Origin of the sequence: Terrisporobacter othiniensis (assembly GCF_000808015.1) — a bacterium.
In the GTDB taxonomy this organism is placed as follows: domain Bacteria; phylum Bacillota; class Clostridia; order Peptostreptococcales; family Peptostreptococcaceae; genus Terrisporobacter; species Terrisporobacter muris.
Window position 1 is genome coordinate 1 of the sequence record NZ_JWHR01000097.1, and the last position, 18,627, is coordinate 18,627.

The window sequence follows — 18,627 nt, forward strand, 5'->3', positions numbered from 1 at the left end:
ATTTTTATAGTTATTACTTAATTCGACAAAATCAAGAAGTGTCCTTTTATAAAGTGATAAATTATAATAATAAGTTTAATATGATATAATGAGTATCAGAAAAATTTTTATGGAGGGCTATATGAATTTTATTGCCATAGATTTTGAAACAGCAAATGAAAAAAGAGCTTCTGCATGTTCTTTAGGTATTACTGTTGTAAAAGATAACAAAATAATAGAAGAAAAATACTGGCTAATTAAGCCAAGGCCATTTAGGTTTGAATCAAGAAATATAATTATTCATGGAATTAGAGAAGAAGATGTAATTAATGAAAAAGAATTTGATGAGTTATGGGAAGAAATAAAACCTTACTTAGAAAATAATTTGGTCATAGCCCATAATGCATCTTTTGACTTTTCTGTGCTTAGAAATACACTAGATCTTTATAATTTAGAGTATCCCAAATTAGATTATGCATGTACCTTAGTAGCCTCGAAATTATTTTATAAATATTTAAATAATCATAAGTTAAATACCGTTAATAGACATTTAGGATATAAATTTAATCACCATCATGCCAGTGCAGATGCTACTGCTGCAGCTAATATTTTTATAAATATTTCTGAAGAATTAAAATTGAATAGTATGGAAGATATAGCTGATATTGTAGGATTTAAGCTGGGATATATAGCTGACAATACTTATTCACCATGTAAAAAAATAAGAGAAGGCATTGTTTCAAAAAGATACAAGGATTATGAATGCGATAATAATGAAATTTCATTAGAAACTGATTATTTCAAAGATAAAGTAGTTGTATTTACAGGAGCACTCCATTCTATGAGTAGGGCTGAAGCAACTAAGCTTATTAATGATTTGGGAGGTATAACAAGGAATTCTGTAACCAAAAGAACTAATATTTTAATTACAAATGCTAAGGATATAGAAAATTTAAGTCCAAATCAAATGAGTAATAAGCTAAGAACGGCAGTTAATTATATGAATCAAGGTCAAGATTTAATAATTATAGATGAAGAAAAATTTGAAGAATTACTAAGAACATAAAAATCATATAAAAGAGAGACTTTGAGCAAAACTATTTATGAATATTTCCTATATAAGTGGTATAAGGCTCGTAAATTCTTTGTTAGTAGATATCTATATAGTTATAATAAATATATATTGTTGACAATATAAATGAAAAAAAAATTTTATTGTTAACAATATTTTTTTGATTTTATTATTTTCTAAGAGTATTATACAAAAGGACAAAGTTTTAGGGGGAGGAAATATAATAAAATGTCGCCAAAGTTATTAACAATGTTTAGAAATGATGAAATAAGTAGTGAAAAAATAAAAAAAGATATAATAGCTGGATTTATAGTAGCAATAATAGCGCTGCCACTATCCATAGCTCTAGCTATATCATCAGGAGTATCACCAGAAAAAGGTCTTATTACTGCTATATTTGCTGGATTTATTATATCTTTTTTAGGTGGTAGTAAGGTACAAATAGGAGGTCCTACAGGGGCTTTTGTAGTAATAGTCTATGGTATTGTAAAAAATCACGGTATTGATGGGCTTATTATTGCAACAATAATGTCAGGAATAATATTGGTTATTATGGGTATGTTGAAACTAGGGAATCTGATAAAATACGTGCCTCATACAGTAACAGTAGGGTTTACAAGCGGTATAGCAGTTACTTTGCTTATAACACAAATAAAGGATTTATTAGGTTTAGATATAAATGACGTTCCTGCAGAAGCTTTACATAAAATAGTAGCTTATATAGAAAATATAAATAGTTTTCATATAATTACATTTTTAATAGGAATTGTATGTATATTGATAATGATTTATTGGCCAAAAGTAAATAAAAGTGTACCAGCATCTATAGTTGCTTTAGTATTTGCAACATTAGTTGTAAAAACATTTCGTTTAAATGTTGATACAATTGGAAGTTTATATTCTGATATATCATCAACTATACCAATGCCAATCATACCGAAAATTAGTATGGATAAAATAATTTTACTTATTCAGCCAGCCATAACCATAGCAGTTTTGGCCTCAATTGAATCACTACTATCTTGTGTTGTTGCGGATAAAATGATAGGTGATAAACATGACTCAAATAGTGAACTTGTGGCACAAGGAATTGGAAATATTGTATCAGCTTTGTTTGGAGGTATACCAGCAACAGGTGCTATAGCAAGAACAGCTGCAAATGTGAGAAATGGAGGAAGAAGTCCCATATCAGGAATGGTACATGCCATAACACTTCTTTTAATTATGATACTATTAATGCCACTAGCAAAAATGATTCCAATGACAGTTTTATCTGCCATATTAATAATAGTTTCTTATAACATGGGTGAGTGGAAAGAAATGAAGGAAATGATGAACTTACCTAAAATAGAAGTAATCGTTCTTTTAGCTACATTTATACTAACAATAGTATTTGATTTAGTTGTAGCCATACTAGTTGGTATGAGTATACATTTAATTTCTGTTTTAATTATAAATAATAGAAAAGATAAAACTATTGAAGATGTTGCTTAATATATAAAATTATATGAAATTAAAAGCATTTATTATAAAATAAGATTATTTAATAATTGATTTTCATATGATAAATGCTTTTTTTAAATATGTATTGACTCTATACTTACAATAGACTTTATAATATACCTTAGTATTTTAACAGGAGGTATTAATATGGTTACAGAATTTTTAAGTTATGCAATACCATCTTCTTTGGCCAACTTTATTTCGTCATTATATACAGTAATAGATGGGATATTTGTAGGTCAAGGTGTTGGTGATACGGCGCTAGCTGCCGTAAATATAGTACTTCCTTTTACTGTCGTATTATTTGGTATAGCAAATATGTTAGCAGTAGGTGGAGGAGCATTAGTATCGAAAAATGTTGGTGCTAATAATATAGATAAAGCAGTAAATATATTTAGGCAGGTAATGAAATTATTATTAATTATATGTATAGTTACAACTGTGATTTGTGTTGCATTTCCAGAGCAAATTGTTAGGATGTTAGGAGCAACAGATAATTTAGCTCCTATGGCAACAGATTATTTAAGATTTTATGCAATTTTCTGCACACCAAACTTAGTAGGTATAGTATTAAATTCATTTGTTAGAAATGATAACAGACCAAAGCTTGCCATGGTTTCTACTATAGCAGGGGCAATTACTAACATTGTACTTGACTATGTATTTATTTTCCCATTACATATGGGCATAAAAGGAGCGGCTATAGCTACAGGTCTAGGACAAATAGTTACAGTTTCAATACTTCTTCCTCACTTTATAAGAAAAAGAGGTATCTTAAGTTTTGGTAATGCACCATTAATTATGGAAAGTATAAAAAATGTATCAAACATAGGATTCCCATCATTCTTAGGTCAAGCAAGTTTTTCTATAATAGTATTTTTACACAATATGGCCTTTACTAATTATATGGGAGAAATAGGAATATCAACTTATAGTATAATCAATTATATAACAACAAATATATACATGGTTCTACTTGGATTGACTTTTGGTGCACAACCACTTATAAGTTACAATTTTGGTAGAAAAGATAAAGAAAAGATGTTAGGCTTTTATAAAATAAATTGTAAGTCATCTTTAGTAGTTAGTATAGGGGCTGCTGTTATATGTTATGTTTTTGGACCACAAATAGTAGGAATATTTACAACTGATCCTAAAATTGCAGAGATGGCATATAATGGTTTAAAAATAGCTTGTTTAGCCTATATAATAGGAAGTATAAATCTGGATACAGTAGTTTATTATCAAGCATTAGAAATGCCTAAGTTTTCAAACTTAATAGGCATATTAAGGTCTATGGTATTTTTACCAATATGCTTATATGTATTACCTAAAATATTTGGATTAAATGGTATATGGGCAAGTGTTTTAGTATCAGAGTCATTAACATTTATACTTATGTTTATAATAGCTAATGTTAAGAAATATACAGATATTGTTATAAATAAAGATAAAAAACTAGAACCGCTTGAAGAAGTGGCTACTATGTAGTTATAATGAGGACATTAATATATATTAATGTCCTTTTTAACATAGGTCATTAATTTCTACAAAAGTAATTTTGGAGGTGAAAATATGGGTAAGTACTTATCTATTGGACAAATGGGAAGATTAAACAATTTATCAGTACAAACATTAAGACATTATGAAAAAGTAGGAATACTCAAACCTTCTTATATAAATGAAGATACAGGATATAGATATTATTCTATGAAAGATTTTAATACTATAGATTTAATAAAACAATGCAAGGCTATGGGATTATCTTTAGAAGAAATAAAAGAAGTTACTAATAACTATACATCTCTAGAATCAATTGTTGATATACTGGGAAAACAAAAGAAAATAATATCAGAAAAAATAAAAGAATTAGAAAATATAAAAAATAAGGTAGAATCTTTGGAAGATAAAATAAAAGTATCTTTGAATAAAGGTATAAATAAAGTTTTCATAAAATATAATGAGGAAAGAAAATTTATTCAGTATAACTTTACTGATCGTTTTTCTGATGAATTTGAAATTAATTTGAGAAAAATTCTTTTAGAAGTAGAAAGAGATTATGAAAATGTTAATGCAGAAATAGCTTTTACCATATCTTATGAAGATGTGAAAAGAGAAGGTAAGGCAGAGTGCAAAAATGTAATGATTAATCTTGGAGAAAAAGTGTCTTATGAAGATGATAAAATAATATCTATGGAAAAAGGAGATTATTTGACAATGTATTTTGATGATACTTATAGAGACTCAGGAAAATACTATGATGTGATTATGGAATACATAGAAAGTAATAATATAAAAACTGTTGGAGATTTCAACGAAATATATATAATGACAAGGGTAGGAAATGACGGAAGAGAGAAATCTCTTGGGCAAATAGAAATTTTAATACAAAATTAATTAATCTAACAAATAAGTCGAAAACTAGAAATAAAAAGATAACTTATTAAATATTATACTTAAATGATTATGATACTTACTAGTAGTGTATATAATACATATAAGCATCTATTTATATAGTACAAACTATATATTAAAGTAAAGCGTTAGTAGGGAGGTGTTTTCTTGGGAAATAAAAGAAAGTATATATTTATAATATCAATAATTTTTTTATTAATAAGTTTATTTTTCCTAGGCAGTTTTGAATGGAAAAGTATAAATAATAAAAATTCTAAGATAGATATAGATGTGGATACAAATTTAAATTTACCTCAAAATCAAATAGAATATCTACAGTCTTTAGTAGGTTTAGAATCCAAAAATATGAAAATATTAGACAATCCTTTAAGAGTAGAGGGAAGTTTTTATATACCTGAAGATACTATATTAAGTTATATTAATCATTATTTAAAAAATTCAAATAATAAAGATATTGAAAATGTACAAGTTACAATTAATAAAAATGGCTTAACTATTGGAGGTCAATATAAACTTCTTGCATATCTTAAAACACCTATTGATATAGATGTATTACCTACATTAACTGAAGATAATGATTTAAGACTTAATTTAAAAGATATAAGGTTGTTAAATCTAAGCTTGAACAATGATATTATTGATGCTATTGTAGATAGCTGGTTTTCTGATATGGATAATGTTACTGTGGACAAGGGAGATATTATAATAGATAAAGGTTTTTTTGAGAATAAAAATAAAAATAAATTAGTTTATGGTTATTTTTATTCTCAAAACTAAAACATAATATTAGATAATAAGATTGATTTTTAGTAGAATATAAAATTAAATAATTTATGTATAAACTTCTAAAATTAGGATAATGTAATAAAAAAGATTTAGGAGGTTATATAATGGATTTTAAAAATAGTAAAACAAAGGATAATCTTATGCGTGCATTTGCAGGTGAATCACAAGCAAGAAACAGATATTTATTTGCAGCGTCACAGGCAAAGAAAGAAAAACTACATGTAATACAAGCTGTATTTGAATATACTGCTGACCAAGAAAGAGCTCATGCAAAGGTATATTATGATCATCTTAAAGAATTAGCTGGAAGTAATATTAGTGTAGATGGAAGTTATCCAGTAGATATTTATGATAATATAGTACAGCTTCTCCGTGCAGCACAACATAATGAATATGAAGAGCATGATGATGTTTATACAAAATTTGCAGAAATAGCAGAACAAGAAGGATTTAAAGCAGTTGCTTACTCTTTCAAAAAAATAGCGGAGATAGAAAAAACTCATGGAGATAGATTTGGGAAATTTGCTGACTATATTGAAGAAGGAAAATTATTTTTAAATGATGAGAAAACAGAGTGGCTATGCTTAAACTGTGGTCATATACATAATTCAATAGAAGCTCCAAAATCTTGTCCAGTATGTAATCATCCTCAAGGATTTTTCATTCGATTAGGAATGTCTCCTTTTAATCAATAGTATTAATAAAAAATAGATAAACTTTTAGCTTATCTATTTTTTTGTGGAAAAAATTACTAAAAATGTTTGATGAAAATTTTTCCAGGTATATATAATAATAAGAAATTGTTAAATAATAAATTATCAGAACATTACTCGAATCACTAGACATTTCTCAGAATATGAAAATTTAATTAAATATTATTTTTAGGGGGAGTTAAAATGGATTGTAATAGTTGTAGAATGTGTAAAAGTGCAGATGAAAGATTAGAAAGTTTCGTAGCAAGTAAGGAGTTTGACACAGCATTTCATAGAACTGAAACTCAAAAACAAAAATGTGGATTTGGTTTACAAGGCGTTTGTTGTAGACTCTGTTCAAATGGGCCATGTAGAATAACGCCTAAATCACCAAAAGGAATTTGTGGAGCAGATGCAGATACAATAGTTGGTAGAAACTTTTTAAGAGCGGTTGCATCAGGATCAGCATGTTATATTCACGTAGTGGAAAATACAGCTTTAAATTTAAAACATGTAGGAGAAACAAAGGGAATAATTAAAAGTGAAAAAGCACTAAATCATTTAGCAGAAAAATTGGGAATAGAGGTTGATGATAAATACGAAAAATGTGTTAAAGTTGCAGACGCTGTTCTAAATGATTTATATAAACCTAGATTTAATAAAATGGAACTTGTTGAAAAAATAGGATATGGACCAAGAGTTGAAAAATGGAAAGAGTTAGGAATAATGCCTGGTGGTGCTAAATCAGAAGTATTTGATGGGGTAGTAAAATCATCAACTAACTTAAACTCAGACCCAGTAGATATGCTAATGAGTTGCTTAAGCCTTGGAATTTCAACAGGTCTTTATGGATTAACTCTTACAAACCTTATTAATGACATAATGCTAGGTGATCCAGTTATAAGAATGGCACCAGTAGGATTTAGAGTAATAGATGAAGATTATATAAACATAATGATTACAGGACACCAACACTCAACATTTACATCATTCCAAGAAAAATTAAAACAGCCAGAAGTTGTAGAACTAGCAAAATCTGTGGGAGCAAAAGGATTTAGATTAGTAGGATGTACATGTGTAGGTCAAGACTTACAACTTAGAGGAGAGCATTATCAAGAAATATTTGCTGGTCATGCTGGAAATAACTTTACAAGTGAGGCAGTATTATCAACAGGTGCAATAGATATGATAGTTTCAGAATTTAATTGTACAATACCAGGACTTGAACCAATAGCAGATGAATTAAAAGTTAAAATGATATGTCTTGATGATGTGGCTAAAAAGAAAAATGCAGAATATGTTTATTTAGATAGAAATAAATACGATGAAATAGATACAAAATTAATAAATGAAGCTTTAGAACCTTATAAAAATAGAAGAAGTGAAGTTAAAATAGATATACCAAAAGATCATGGATTTGAACAATCTTTAACAGGTGTTAGTGAAAAGAACTTAAAAGAATTTTTAGGAGATTCATGGAAGCCATTAGTAGATTTAATAGCTGATGGAACAATAAAAGGTGTGGCTGCAATAGTTGGATGTTCAAACATGACAGCTGGAGGACACGACATTAATACTGTTGAATTAACTAAGGAATTAATTAAGAGAGACATAATAGTTTTATCAGCAGGATGTTCAACTGGAGGTCTAGAAAATGTAGGATTAATGTCACCAGGAGCGGAAGAATTAGCTGGAGAAAATTTAAAAGCAGTATGTAAGAAATTAGGTATACCACCAGTATTAAACTTTGGTCCATGTTTAGCAATAGGTAGACTTGAAATAGTAGCAACAGAACTAGCAGCATACCTAGGAATAGATTTACCACAATTACCACTAGTACTTTCTGCACCACAATGGTTAGAAGAACAAGCGTTAGCTGATGGAGCTTTTGGTTTAGCCTTAGGCCTTCCTCTACATTTAGCACTTCCTCCATTTATAACAGGAAGTAAGTTAGTAACAGAAGTTTTAACAGAGGGATTAAAAGATATAACAGGAGGCCATGTAATAGTAAACCCAGACCCTAAATCAACTGCAGATCAATTAGAAGAAATAATAATTGATAGAAGAGTAAAACTAGGGTTAAAGGATGTGGAAGTTTATGCATAGAATTTTAATTGATAAAGATTTATGCAAAGGGTGTAAAAGTTGTGTCCTTGCTTGTATGATTAGAGATAGTGACAATGATAATATGTATACATTAGACTTAAATAGTATTGATACTGAAAGTAGAAATCATATTGAAATGGATAAAAACAATCACCCAGTACCTATATTTTGTAGACATTGTGATGAACCAGAATGCGTAATGACTTGTATGAGCGGGGCTATGAGCAAAGATGATAAAAGTGGAATAGTTTCTTATGATGAAAAAAAATGTGGCTCTTGCTATATGTGTGTAATGTCATGCCCTTATGGCTTATTGAAAGTGGATGACAGAAGTAAGCAAAAAATATTAAAATGTGATTTATGTAAAGATGAAGAAATTCCTAAATGTGTAGCCATGTGTCCTACAGGAGCAATTAAGCTACAAAAGGAGGAAGCTTATGCTAGATAAATTACTTAATAAATTATCATCTAAAAAAGAAAAAAAATGTGTTGAAATAAATAATAATCCAACAAAGTACCTTATCTTAGGTGCAAGTGCAGCGGGAATAAATGCAGCAAAAGTTTTAAGAAAATTAGATCCAAAGGGAAGTATTATAGTAGTTTCTAAGGATGATAAAATATATTCACGTTGTATGTTACATCATGTTATTTCAGAACATAGAACTGTGGATGGTATTAATTTTGTGGATATAGACTTTATGGAAAAAAACAATATAACTTGGAAAAAATATGAAAGTGTACAAAATATTGATACTGATAAGAAAATTGTTAAATTAGAAAAAGAAGATATATCATATGATAAATTACTAATAGCAACTGGAGCTTCAGCGTTTATACCTCCAATTAAAAATATAAAAGAAGGAAAACATATATATCCACTTAGAAACATAGAAGATGTGATTGATATAAAAGAAAAAATTAAAACTAGTAAAAAAGTTGCTGTAATAGGAGCAGGACTTATAGGAATAGATGTTCTTACTTCTTTATTGGATATGGGAAATATAGAGGTGTCTTTAATTTATCCAAATGAATTTATATTAGATAGACAATTAGATAAATATTCAGCTAAAGTTTATGAAGATAAGTTTATTGAACTTGGAGCAAAACTATATCCTTCTCGTCCTGTAAATCAAATAATACTAGATGAAATCCAAAATGTTAAAGGGATAGAGCTTGGAGATAAGACCGTAGTTGAATGTGATATGATTATAGTTTCTACAGGAGTTAAACCCAATACAGAATTTGTAGCAAATACAAAAATAGAAGACAATAGAGGTATAGTAATAAATGACAAATGCGAAACTACAGTAAAAGATGTATATGCAGCGGGAGATGTAGTTGGTAAAAATGCCATATGGCCACTTGCTGTAAAACAAGGAATTGTTGCAGCTTACAATATGGTTGGGGTTGAAAAAATTCTAGATGATGAATTTACATTTAAAAACAGTATGAATTTTGTAGGAATCCCAACAATTTCTTTAGGAATAGCTATACCACCAGATGATACTTACGAGGTAATAACTAGATGTGACAAAGAAGGATATAAAAAATTTGTTATAAAAGATAATGTAATAACAGGATTTATAGCTCAAGGAGATATTTCTTATACTGGGCCGATTACTTATCTTATAAAACATAAAATTCAGATACCAAATTTGAAAGAAAGAGTATTTGATATTGGATATGCTGATTTCTTTTCTATGAAGGAAAATGGAGAATTTGAATATAACATTAATATATAATTAAAAAATATTAAAACAACTGCTTCGATTTTAGAATCAGTTGTTTTTTTATGCTATTGATTAAAAAAAAAATATAGTTTAAACTTAATTATTATAAAAAGAAATGTTTAAGGATGCTAAAGTAAATGGGAAATATTTTTAAAATGAGGAAGAGTATTACATTAAAGTTATTTTTGCTTTTATTTATTCTTATAGTATTAATATCATTGTCAATTTCAGTTGAACAAGTAAAAAATACTAATAAAATAGTAAATAAAGAAATGGAAGTAATGAGGGAACAAGTTTTAGATGAAGTGGCAAATAATATATCTATTTTGCTATCAAATGTGGAAACCATGGGGGATACTATAGTAGTTGATAGCCATTTAATGGAAATACTAGCTACATCTCATAAAACAATTTTTTCTAATAAAGAGTTAGAAAAAAATATGAATTCTTATGTAGAAGGATTACTAAATGACGTTGTATGGGAATATGGAAGATATAACATGAAACCAGAACTTTATATAGTTGGCAATAATGGATATACATATAGTACTTATTCAAAAAATAAATATTATTTAAATAACATAAAAGAGGAACTTTGGTATGAGGAAATTGTAAAATCAGATGGAGATACAGTTTTAATTAATACATACAAAGATGAAAATGGAATTGGACCTTATAAAAACATTTTTAAAATGGGTAGATTGATTAAGGATATTATAACTAATGAAACCTTGGGAATTTTAATAATGGATATAAGTGAAACGATGTTATATGATAGATATTCAAAAATGATAGATAATGGTTCATTTATTTATATAACGGATTCAAGTGGAAAAATTATATCCAGTAAAGATAAAAGAGATATTGGAAAAAACTATAAAGATATATTTAATAATGATGACAGAAATATTGAGGGCAGTGTAAATAGTACAAAAATTATTTCTCAAATTGAAGAATATGAATGGAATATAATACAAGAAATACCAAGTAATATTAGCATGAAAATATCAAATAAAATTATATCTATAACAACTCTTATAATTATGTTTGTAAGTTTTATAGCTTTAATAATAACGTATAAGCTTTCAAAGTGGATTACAAAACCAATTATACAGATAAAAAATAAAATGCAAGAAGTAACTGGTGGTAATTTAAAGTCACAGATTATTGTTAATAGAGAAGATGAAATTGGAGACTTACAAGAATCATTTAACAGCATGGTAAACCAACTTAACACATCTATAGAAAATATTAAAGAATCAGAAAAACAAAAGCGTGTGGCGGAATTAAGTTTTTTACAAGCTCAGATAAATCCTCACTTTTTGTATAATACTTTAAGTGGAATAAGATTTTTAATATCTATGGGAAAAAATGAAGAAGCGGAAGAAATGTTATATAGATTTACAAAGTTGTTAAGGGCTATATTACCAAAAGCAAGTGAGATGATTACATTAGGAGACGAAATAGAAAATATAAAAAATTATGGTGAATTACAGCAAATGAGGTATCCAAATTCATTTGAAATAGAATACCATATTGAAGAAAGAGTACTGGATTTTAAAATTCCTTCATTCATATTACAGCCAATATTAGAAAATGCAATATTATATAGTATGGAAAAAGAAAATAACTTTGGTTATATAAAAGTGACAGCATCTGAAGAAAATGAACATATTAAAATTATAATTGAAGATAACGGAATAGGTATGTCAAAAGATAAGTTAATAACAGTATTGAATAAAGGTGTAAGTATAAATTCTGTAGGTGTTACTAATGTACATGAAAGAATTCAATTAAACTATGGTATGAAATATGGTTTAAGAATAGAAAGTGAAGAAGGGAAGGGCACAAAAGTTATATTTATTTTACCAAATTTAAGGGAGGGTATATGCTAAATATTATAGTAGTTGAGGATGAAGCACCAATAAGAGATTGGATAGTATATAATATTTCTAAAATTTCTGATGATTATAAAGTACTTAGTAGTGCTAATAACGGAAAAGAAGGATTTGAATTAATTAAAGATTTAAAACCAGAAGTAATAATAAGTGATATAAAAATGCCAATAATGGATGGTATTGAATTAACAAAAAAAGTAAAAGAAATAATGCCTAATGTCTATGTAGTTTTATTAAGTAACTATGCAGAATTTAACTATGCAAAACAAGCTATTAGTTGTGGAGTTTTCGAATATTTAATTAAATCAGATATAAGACCAAAGGAATTAAAAGATGTGTTTTCTAAAATTGAAAAAGATATTATTAGTAAAAAAGAATTGTTTATTAATAAAGAAAATAAAAATAATGAAATTAAGTATGATGAAAATAAATATTCAAAATCAATACTAATGGCACTAAAATATATTGATTTAAATTATAAGGATACTATTTGTTTAGCTGATATATCAAAAAATGTATTTTTATCACAGGAATATTTTTCACGTTTGTTTAAAGAGGAAGTTGGAGAGAATTTTTCAACATACCTTACAAATTATAGATTGAACAAGGCTGAGCAATTACTAAAAAATAGTGATATGAAAGTAGGAGAAATAGCATTAGAGGTTGGTTATCAAAATCCTAGTTACTTTTCTAAAACTTACAAAAAATATAAAGGTATATCTCCTGATGATGATAGATTTTAAGGTAAATAAAAATGAAGAAAAGTAAAAATATAGTATTTGTAATTTTATTGATAATTATGGTGTTTCTTGTTACTTTATTAAATAACAAGAAAACAAATTTAATTAAAAATGAAGATGAGAAAATATTTAATGTAGCTATAATATTTAATGAAACAGGACTGGGAGATAAGTCATTTAACGACTTATGTTATGAAGGAATGTTAGAATCTCAAGAAAAACTAGGTATTGAGTTTGATTATACTTATGTGAAAAATAAGAATGAATATGAAGATATATATTTAAATTATGCAAAGGATAGAGAATATGATTTAATAATAGGACTGGGAGAAGAGCAAGAAGAGTCTATAAAACAAATATCACAAAAATATCCCAATCAAAAGTTTACAATTATAGATTCAAAATTGAGTTTACCTAATGTAAGTGCTATTTATACGAAGTGGAATGAGCAAACATTTTTAAATGGAGTATTGGCAGGATTATGTATTTCGCATACAAACACTAAAGATAATAGTGTAGGTATAATTTTGGGTAAAAACTTAAGTTATTTGGAAGAAGGGGCTATTGGATTTGAAGCTGGAGTAAAATATATTAATCCTAATATAAATGTTATAAAGGCTACTGTGGGAGATTTTTCAAATCCAACTAAAGCCAAAGAAATGGGAATTTTAATGTATAAAAAGGGCGTAAATTATATTCAACAATTGGCGGGACAATCTGGATTTGGTGTATTTGCTGCAGCAAAAGAAATGAATAAATATGTTTTTGGTGTAGATGCTAATCAAAATATGTATGAACCAGATTATATAGTTTCAACAGCAACAAGATATGCCAATAAAATTATATTTAATGAGATTGAATCTTTAGTTAAGGGTAACTGGACTTCTGGAATAAAAGAATTAGGTATTAAAGATGATGTAATTGGATATGAAAGAGAAGGCTCTAATGTTGAGGTATCTTCAAATATAATTAAAAAAGTAGAAGAAATAAAAAAATTAATGATTGAGGAAGAAATTATAATACCATCTACTCAAAATGAGTTAGATAAATTTTCAAATAATTAAAAATAACTCACCTTTATGGTGGGTTATTTTTTTGTCAAATATCAATATTTTTATCAAATATCAATATTTTTATCAAATGTCAAATTTATTATATTTTGTTAAAAATATTGAGAATTTATGATATTATATCTAAAAAAAGAGACAAAGAAGAATTAAGTAAAGAAGAAATAGAGTTTTTTATAGAAAAGTATACAAATGGTGAAATACCAGATTATCAAACATCTGCATTATTAATGGCAATATATATAAATGGATTTACAAAAGAAGAAACAGCAAATTTAACTATGGCAATGGTTAATTCAGGAGATGTAGTTGATTTAAGTATGATAGATGGAATAAAACTTGATAAACATAGTACTGGTGGAGTTGGAGATAAAACATCTTTAATTTTAGTACCTATGGTTGCAGCAGCAGGAGGGAAAGTTGCAAAACTATCAGGAAGAGGTCTTGGACATACTGGTGGAACATTAGATAAATTAGAATCAATACCAGGTTTTGATATATCTGTTGAAGAAGATAAATTTAAAGAAATGGTACAAAATGCAGGACTTGTTATAGCAGGTCAAACACAAAATCTAGTACCAGCAGATAAAAAAATATATGCACTTAGAGATGTAACTGCAACAGTTGACAGTATACCTTTAATAGCTGCAAGTATTATGAGTAAAAAAATAGCTTCAGGATCTGATGCCATATTACTAGATGTTAAGTATGGTGAAGGCGCATTTATGAAAACTGCTGAAAAAGCTGAAGAGTTAGCAAAAGCTATGGTTAATATAGGAAAAAGCTTAGGTAGAAATACTTCTGCTGCAATAACTTTAAATGGAGAGCCTTTAGGATATGCAATAGGAAATGCTCTTGAATTAAAAGAAGTTATAGAAATATTAAAAGGAAAAGGACCAGAGGATTTAAGAGAGTTAGTTCTTCAATTAGGATCAAGAATGTTAATGCTTGGTAAAATAGTTGAAACTATGGAAGAAGGAAGAGAAAAATTAGAAAAATGCTTACAAGATGGAAGTGCATTAGCTAAATTAAGAGAATTAGCAGTACTTCAAGGTGGAGATGCATCAGTAATAGACAATCCTGAATTATTTACAATAGCGCCTTTAACTCATGAAGTTAAAGCGACTAAAGAAGGATATGTATACGCATTAAATGCTGAGAAAGTAGGAATATCTTCTTTATTAACAGGAGCTGGAAGACATACTAAAGAGGATGATTTAGATTATGGTGCAGGAATAATATTAGAAAAGAAAATGGGAGACTACGTTAAAGTGGGAGATGTATTAGCAACTCTTTACTCATCAGATGAAGCTAAGTTTGAAAAAGCTGAAGAAGAGTTATTAAGTGCATACGTAATAGCTGAGCAAAAGGCAGAAAAAGCTCCGATAATTCACAAAATGATATAACTTTAATTTTATAATAATTAATAGGAGAGAGAGAATGGATAATAAAACTATTTTAAAAACAGTAGATCACACTTTATTAAAACAAACATCAACTTGGGAAGATATAAAAATAATATGTGATGATGCTATGAAATACGAAGTAGCATCAGTATGTATACCACCTTCTTTTGTAAAAAAAGCAAAGGAATATGTTGGTGATAAAATGCAAGTTTGCACAGTGATAGGTTTCCCAAACGGATACAATACAACTGCAGTAAAAGTATATGAAACAAAAGATGCCATATCTAATGGTGCAGATGAAATCGACATGGTAATAAACCTTGGGATGCTTAAAGAAAATAGATTGGTTGAAATAGAAGAAGAAATAAAAGCAATAAAAGAAGCTTGTGGAGAAAAAATATTAAAAGTAATAATAGAAACTTGTCTTTTAACTGAAGAAGAAAAAATAGCTATGTGCAAATGTGTGACAAATGCAAAAGCAGATTATATAAAAACTTCAACAGGATTTAGTAGTGGTGGAGCAACAGTAGAGGATTTAAAATTATTTTCACAAAATATAGGTGAAGATATACTTATAAAAGCTGCCGGAGGAATTTCTGATTTAGAAACGGCTTCTCAGTTTATAGAAATAGGTGCTACAAGACTAGGAACAAGTAGAATAATAAAACTAATAAATAATGAAGAGTGTTCGGGGTATTAATATGAAAAAATTTAACAGAGTATTTTTAATAGTGTTAGACTCTGTGGGTATAGGTGCTTTGAATGATGCAAAAGAGTATGGGGACGAAGGAGCCAATACTCTTTGCAACATAGCTAAAGCTACAGGAGGATTAAATCTTCCTAACCTACAAAAAATGGGTCTTGGAAATATAGAAAATATAGAAGGTGTAAAACCTGTATTAAATCAAATAGCATATAGTACAAAATGTGGTGAGTTATCAAAAGGAAAAGATACAATAACAGGACATTGGGAAATGGCAGGAATACTTATAAAAGAACCATTTAAAGTATTTACAGATACAGGATTTCCTAAGGAGTTAATAAATGAACTAGAAGAAAAAAGTGGTCATAAGTTTATAGGGAATATTTCTGCATCAGGAACAGAAATAATAAAAAATTTAGGTGAAGAACATATAAAAAGTAAAGCATTAATTTTATATACTTCAGCAGATAGTGTATTACAAATTGCAGCTAATGAGGAAACAATACCATTAGAAGAACTTTACAGGGTTTGTGAAATAGCAAGAAAAATTACTTTAAAAGAAGAATATAAAGTTGGAAGAATTATAGCTAGACCTTTTGTAGGAACAAATAAAGAAAACTTTAAACGTACTTCAAATAGAAAAGATTATGCACTAAAACCACCTAAACATACAGTATTAGATGCTCTTAAAGAAAAGAATCTAGATGTGGTTGGAATAGGGAAAATAGGTGATATTTATTCATATCAAGGTATAACTAAAAGTATAAAAAGTAAAAGCAATGAAGATGGAATGGATGCACTTATAAATATATCAAAAGAAAATTTATACAAGGGATTAGTATTTTTAAACTTAGTAGATTTTGATGCACTGTTCGGTCATAGAAGAGATGTTGTAGGTTATAGAAATGCATTGGAATCTTTTGATAATAAACTGGAAGAATTAATACAACACATGAATGATGATGATCTATTAATTATTACAGCAGACCATGGAAATGATCCTACATTTAAAGGCACTGATCATACAAGAGAATACGTACCAGTTATAATTTATAATAAAAATTTAGAAAATCCTAGCAAACTTAATGAATTAAAGTCTATGTCAGATATTGGGATAACAATCCTGGATAATTTTGATAATGATAACAAAGAGTATGATTTTGAAATAGGGAAATCATTCTTAGAATTAATAAAATAAAAATAATGGGAGAATAATATGAAAATATTAATAAATATTTTAGGAATAATAATAGTAATATCAGGACTATACTTATTTTCTTCTAATAAGAAAGATATAGATAAAAAAATGATATTAAAAGCTTTGGTATTACAGTTTATATTAACATTTTTACTTGTGAAATTTCCTTTGGGAAGAATAGCTCTACAAAAAGTATCTGATGTGGTTACTAATGTGTTAAGTTATGGAGCAGAAGGTTTAAGCTTTGTATTTGGATCATTATCTGATTCTACTGCATCTACGGGAATGATATTTGCAATATCAGTTCTTGGCAATATTGTATTTATATCTGCATTAGTGGCAGCTCTATACTACTTAGGTGTTATAGGATTTGTTGTAAAAGGTATAGGTGGAGTAATAGGAAAAGTGCTTGGGACTAGCAAAGTAGAAAGTTTCGTTGCTGTTGCCAATATGTTTCTTGGACAGACTGAGTCACCAATACTTGTCTCTAAATACTTACCAGGTATGACTGAAAGTGAAATAATGCTTGTTTTAATATCTGGTATGGGAAGTATGTCAGCAACTGTTCTTATGGGGTATGCTGGAATGGGTATACCGATGGAATACTTATTAATAGGAGGTGCTCTAGTACCTTTAGGAAGTATAATAGTTTCTAAAATAATTTTACCAGAGGTAAAAACTAAAGAAGTATCAAAAACTAAAGAAGAAGTTACATATAGTAATGGAGATTTTATTGAAGTTGAAATAGCAGAACCAATAGCTACTGAAATAGCTTGTGATGAAGTGAAAATAGATAATAAAGGTGACAATGCAAACTTAATATCAGCCATAGCTCAAGGTGCAAACGATGGTCTTAACATGGCTCTTGGAATAGGAGCATCGCTTATTGCTATAATATCTTTAGTTGCTTTAGTTAATGGTGTATTAGGAGTTGTAGGACTTTCTTTAGAAAAAATATTATCTTATGTATTTTCACCTATGGGATTTTTAATGGGATTAGATAAAGGAGATATTTTAACTGCATCTCAATTACTTGGAAGCAAATTAGTATTAAATGAATTTGTTGCTTTTGGACAACTGGGAGAAATAATACAAGGATTAGATTATAGAACAGGACTTATGATGGCTATATCATTATGTGGATTTGCTAATATATCTTCAATGGGTATATGCATATCAGGTATATCAGTATTTTGCCCAGAAAAAAGAAATCAACTTGCAAAACTTGCATTCAGAGGAATGATGGGGGGGTTTATAGTAAGTTTATTAAGTGCATTAATAGTAGGTTTAATAGTTGCTATATAATTTAATAGAAATAAATTTTCAATATTA

The 18,627-nt window shown here is 28.1% G+C and carries 16 protein-coding genes; all 16 read left to right on the top strand.

Going from position 1 to position 18,627, the window contains the following annotated elements:
• Nucleotides 1–121: 121 nt before the first annotated feature.
• The 16 genes from QX51_RS10480 (at nucleotide 122) to QX51_RS10555 (ending at nucleotide 18,600) form a co-directional block, all read left to right on the top strand.
• Nucleotides 122–1,045 (top strand): exonuclease domain-containing protein, encoded by a 924-nt coding sequence (locus QX51_RS10480; protein ID WP_039679871.1) that lies wholly within the window; start codon nucleotides 122–124, stop codon nucleotides 1,043–1,045.
• 234 nt (nucleotides 1,046–1,279) lie between these two features.
• The gene (locus QX51_RS10485; RefSeq protein ID WP_330376067.1) at nucleotides 1,280–2,545 is read left to right on the top strand and encodes a SulP family inorganic anion transporter; all 1,266 of its coding nucleotides are present in this window, start codon (nucleotides 1,280–1,282) and stop codon (nucleotides 2,543–2,545) included.
• Nucleotides 2,546–2,701: 156 nt separating this feature from the next.
• On the top strand, nucleotides 2,702–4,045 hold the full coding sequence (locus tag QX51_RS10490; RefSeq protein WP_039679872.1) for an MATE family efflux transporter: 1,344 nt from the start codon (nucleotides 2,702–2,704) through the stop codon (nucleotides 4,043–4,045).
• Between the two features lie 84 nt (nucleotides 4,046–4,129).
• On the top strand, nucleotides 4,130–4,951 hold the full coding sequence (locus tag QX51_RS10495; RefSeq protein ID WP_039679873.1) for a MerR family transcriptional regulator: 822 nt from the start codon (nucleotides 4,130–4,132) through the stop codon (nucleotides 4,949–4,951).
• Nucleotides 4,952–5,116: 165 nt separating this feature from the next.
• Entirely contained in the window at nucleotides 5,117–5,746 is a 630-nt protein-coding gene (locus QX51_RS10500) for a hypothetical protein (protein WP_039679874.1), read from the top strand.
• 113 nt (nucleotides 5,747–5,859) lie between these two features.
• A complete protein-coding gene (rbr, locus tag QX51_RS10505; RefSeq protein ID WP_039679875.1) occupies nucleotides 5,860–6,450 on the top strand; it encodes a rubrerythrin in 591 nt (196 codons plus the stop codon).
• 201 nt (nucleotides 6,451–6,651) lie between these two features.
• Nucleotides 6,652–8,553: an anaerobic carbon-monoxide dehydrogenase catalytic subunit gene (gene cooS / locus QX51_RS10510; protein WP_039679876.1), complete on the top strand. Its 1,902-nt coding sequence runs from the start codon at nucleotides 6,652–6,654 to the stop codon at nucleotides 8,551–8,553.
• Nucleotides 8,546–9,001: a 4Fe-4S dicluster domain-containing protein gene (locus QX51_RS10515; RefSeq protein WP_039679877.1), complete on the top strand. Its 456-nt coding sequence runs from the start codon at nucleotides 8,546–8,548 to the stop codon at nucleotides 8,999–9,001. Before cooS ends, QX51_RS10515 begins: the two co-directional genes overlap by 8 nt.
• Nucleotides 8,991–10,295: an NAD(P)/FAD-dependent oxidoreductase gene (locus QX51_RS10520; protein ID WP_079768053.1), complete on the top strand. Its 1,305-nt coding sequence runs from the start codon at nucleotides 8,991–8,993 to the stop codon at nucleotides 10,293–10,295. The genes QX51_RS10515 and QX51_RS10520 overlap by 11 nt, the downstream gene beginning before the upstream one ends.
• Before the next feature lie 125 nt (nucleotides 10,296–10,420).
• Nucleotides 10,421–12,178 (top strand): sensor histidine kinase, encoded by a 1,758-nt coding sequence (locus tag QX51_RS10525; RefSeq protein WP_039679878.1) that lies wholly within the window; start codon nucleotides 10,421–10,423, stop codon nucleotides 12,176–12,178.
• Entirely contained in the window at nucleotides 12,172–12,924 is a 753-nt protein-coding gene (locus QX51_RS10530; protein WP_039679879.1) for a response regulator transcription factor, read from the top strand. Before QX51_RS10525 ends, QX51_RS10530 begins: the two co-directional genes overlap by 7 nt.
• Nucleotides 12,925–12,935: 11 nt before the next feature.
• A complete protein-coding gene (locus QX51_RS10535) occupies nucleotides 12,936–13,985 on the top strand; it encodes a BMP family ABC transporter substrate-binding protein (protein WP_039679880.1) in 1,050 nt (349 codons plus the stop codon).
• A gap of 107 nt (nucleotides 13,986–14,092) precedes the next feature.
• Complete coding sequence (locus QX51_RS10540; protein WP_039679881.1) at nucleotides 14,093–15,394, top strand: pyrimidine-nucleoside phosphorylase; 1,302 nt, start codon at nucleotides 14,093–14,095, stop codon at nucleotides 15,392–15,394.
• A 34-nt stretch (nucleotides 15,395–15,428) separates the two neighbouring features.
• The gene (gene deoC, locus QX51_RS10545; protein WP_039679882.1) at nucleotides 15,429–16,094 is read left to right on the top strand and encodes a deoxyribose-phosphate aldolase; all 666 of its coding nucleotides are present in this window, start codon (nucleotides 15,429–15,431) and stop codon (nucleotides 16,092–16,094) included.
• 1 nt (nucleotide 16,095) lies between these two features.
• Complete coding sequence (locus QX51_RS10550; RefSeq protein WP_039679883.1) at nucleotides 16,096–17,295, top strand: phosphopentomutase; 1,200 nt, start codon at nucleotides 16,096–16,098, stop codon at nucleotides 17,293–17,295.
• Between the two features lie 18 nt (nucleotides 17,296–17,313).
• The gene (locus QX51_RS10555) at nucleotides 17,314–18,600 is read left to right on the top strand and encodes a NupC/NupG family nucleoside CNT transporter (protein WP_039679884.1); all 1,287 of its coding nucleotides are present in this window, start codon (nucleotides 17,314–17,316) and stop codon (nucleotides 18,598–18,600) included.
• The last annotated feature ends 27 nt before the right edge of the window (nucleotides 18,601–18,627 follow it).

Coding starts and splice junctions, on each gene's coding strand:
- QX51_RS10480 (WP_039679871.1), top strand. CDS start 122: ATGAATTTTATTGCCATAGATTTTGAAACAGCAAATGAAAAAAGAGCT.
- QX51_RS10485 (WP_330376067.1), top strand. CDS start 1,280: ATGTCGCCAAAGTTATTAACAATGTTTAGAAATGATGAAATAAGTAGT.
- QX51_RS10490 (WP_039679872.1), top strand. CDS start 2,702: ATGGTTACAGAATTTTTAAGTTATGCAATACCATCTTCTTTGGCCAAC.
- QX51_RS10495 (WP_039679873.1), top strand. CDS start 4,130: ATGGGTAAGTACTTATCTATTGGACAAATGGGAAGATTAAACAATTTA.
- rbr (WP_039679875.1), top strand. CDS start 5,860: ATGGATTTTAAAAATAGTAAAACAAAGGATAATCTTATGCGTGCATTT.
- cooS (WP_039679876.1), top strand. CDS start 6,652: ATGGATTGTAATAGTTGTAGAATGTGTAAAAGTGCAGATGAAAGATTA.
- QX51_RS10515 (WP_039679877.1), top strand. CDS start 8,546: ATGCATAGAATTTTAATTGATAAAGATTTATGCAAAGGGTGTAAAAGT.
- QX51_RS10520 (WP_079768053.1), top strand. CDS start 8,991: ATGCTAGATAAATTACTTAATAAATTATCATCTAAAAAAGAAAAAAAA.
- QX51_RS10525 (WP_039679878.1), top strand. CDS start 10,421: ATGGGAAATATTTTTAAAATGAGGAAGAGTATTACATTAAAGTTATTT.
- QX51_RS10530 (WP_039679879.1), top strand. CDS start 12,172: ATGCTAAATATTATAGTAGTTGAGGATGAAGCACCAATAAGAGATTGG.
- QX51_RS10535 (WP_039679880.1), top strand. CDS start 12,936: ATGAAGAAAAGTAAAAATATAGTATTTGTAATTTTATTGATAATTATG.
- deoC (WP_039679882.1), top strand. CDS start 15,429: ATGGATAATAAAACTATTTTAAAAACAGTAGATCACACTTTATTAAAA.
- QX51_RS10550 (WP_039679883.1), top strand. CDS start 16,096: ATGAAAAAATTTAACAGAGTATTTTTAATAGTGTTAGACTCTGTGGGT.
- QX51_RS10555 (WP_039679884.1), top strand. CDS start 17,314: ATGAAAATATTAATAAATATTTTAGGAATAATAATAGTAATATCAGGA.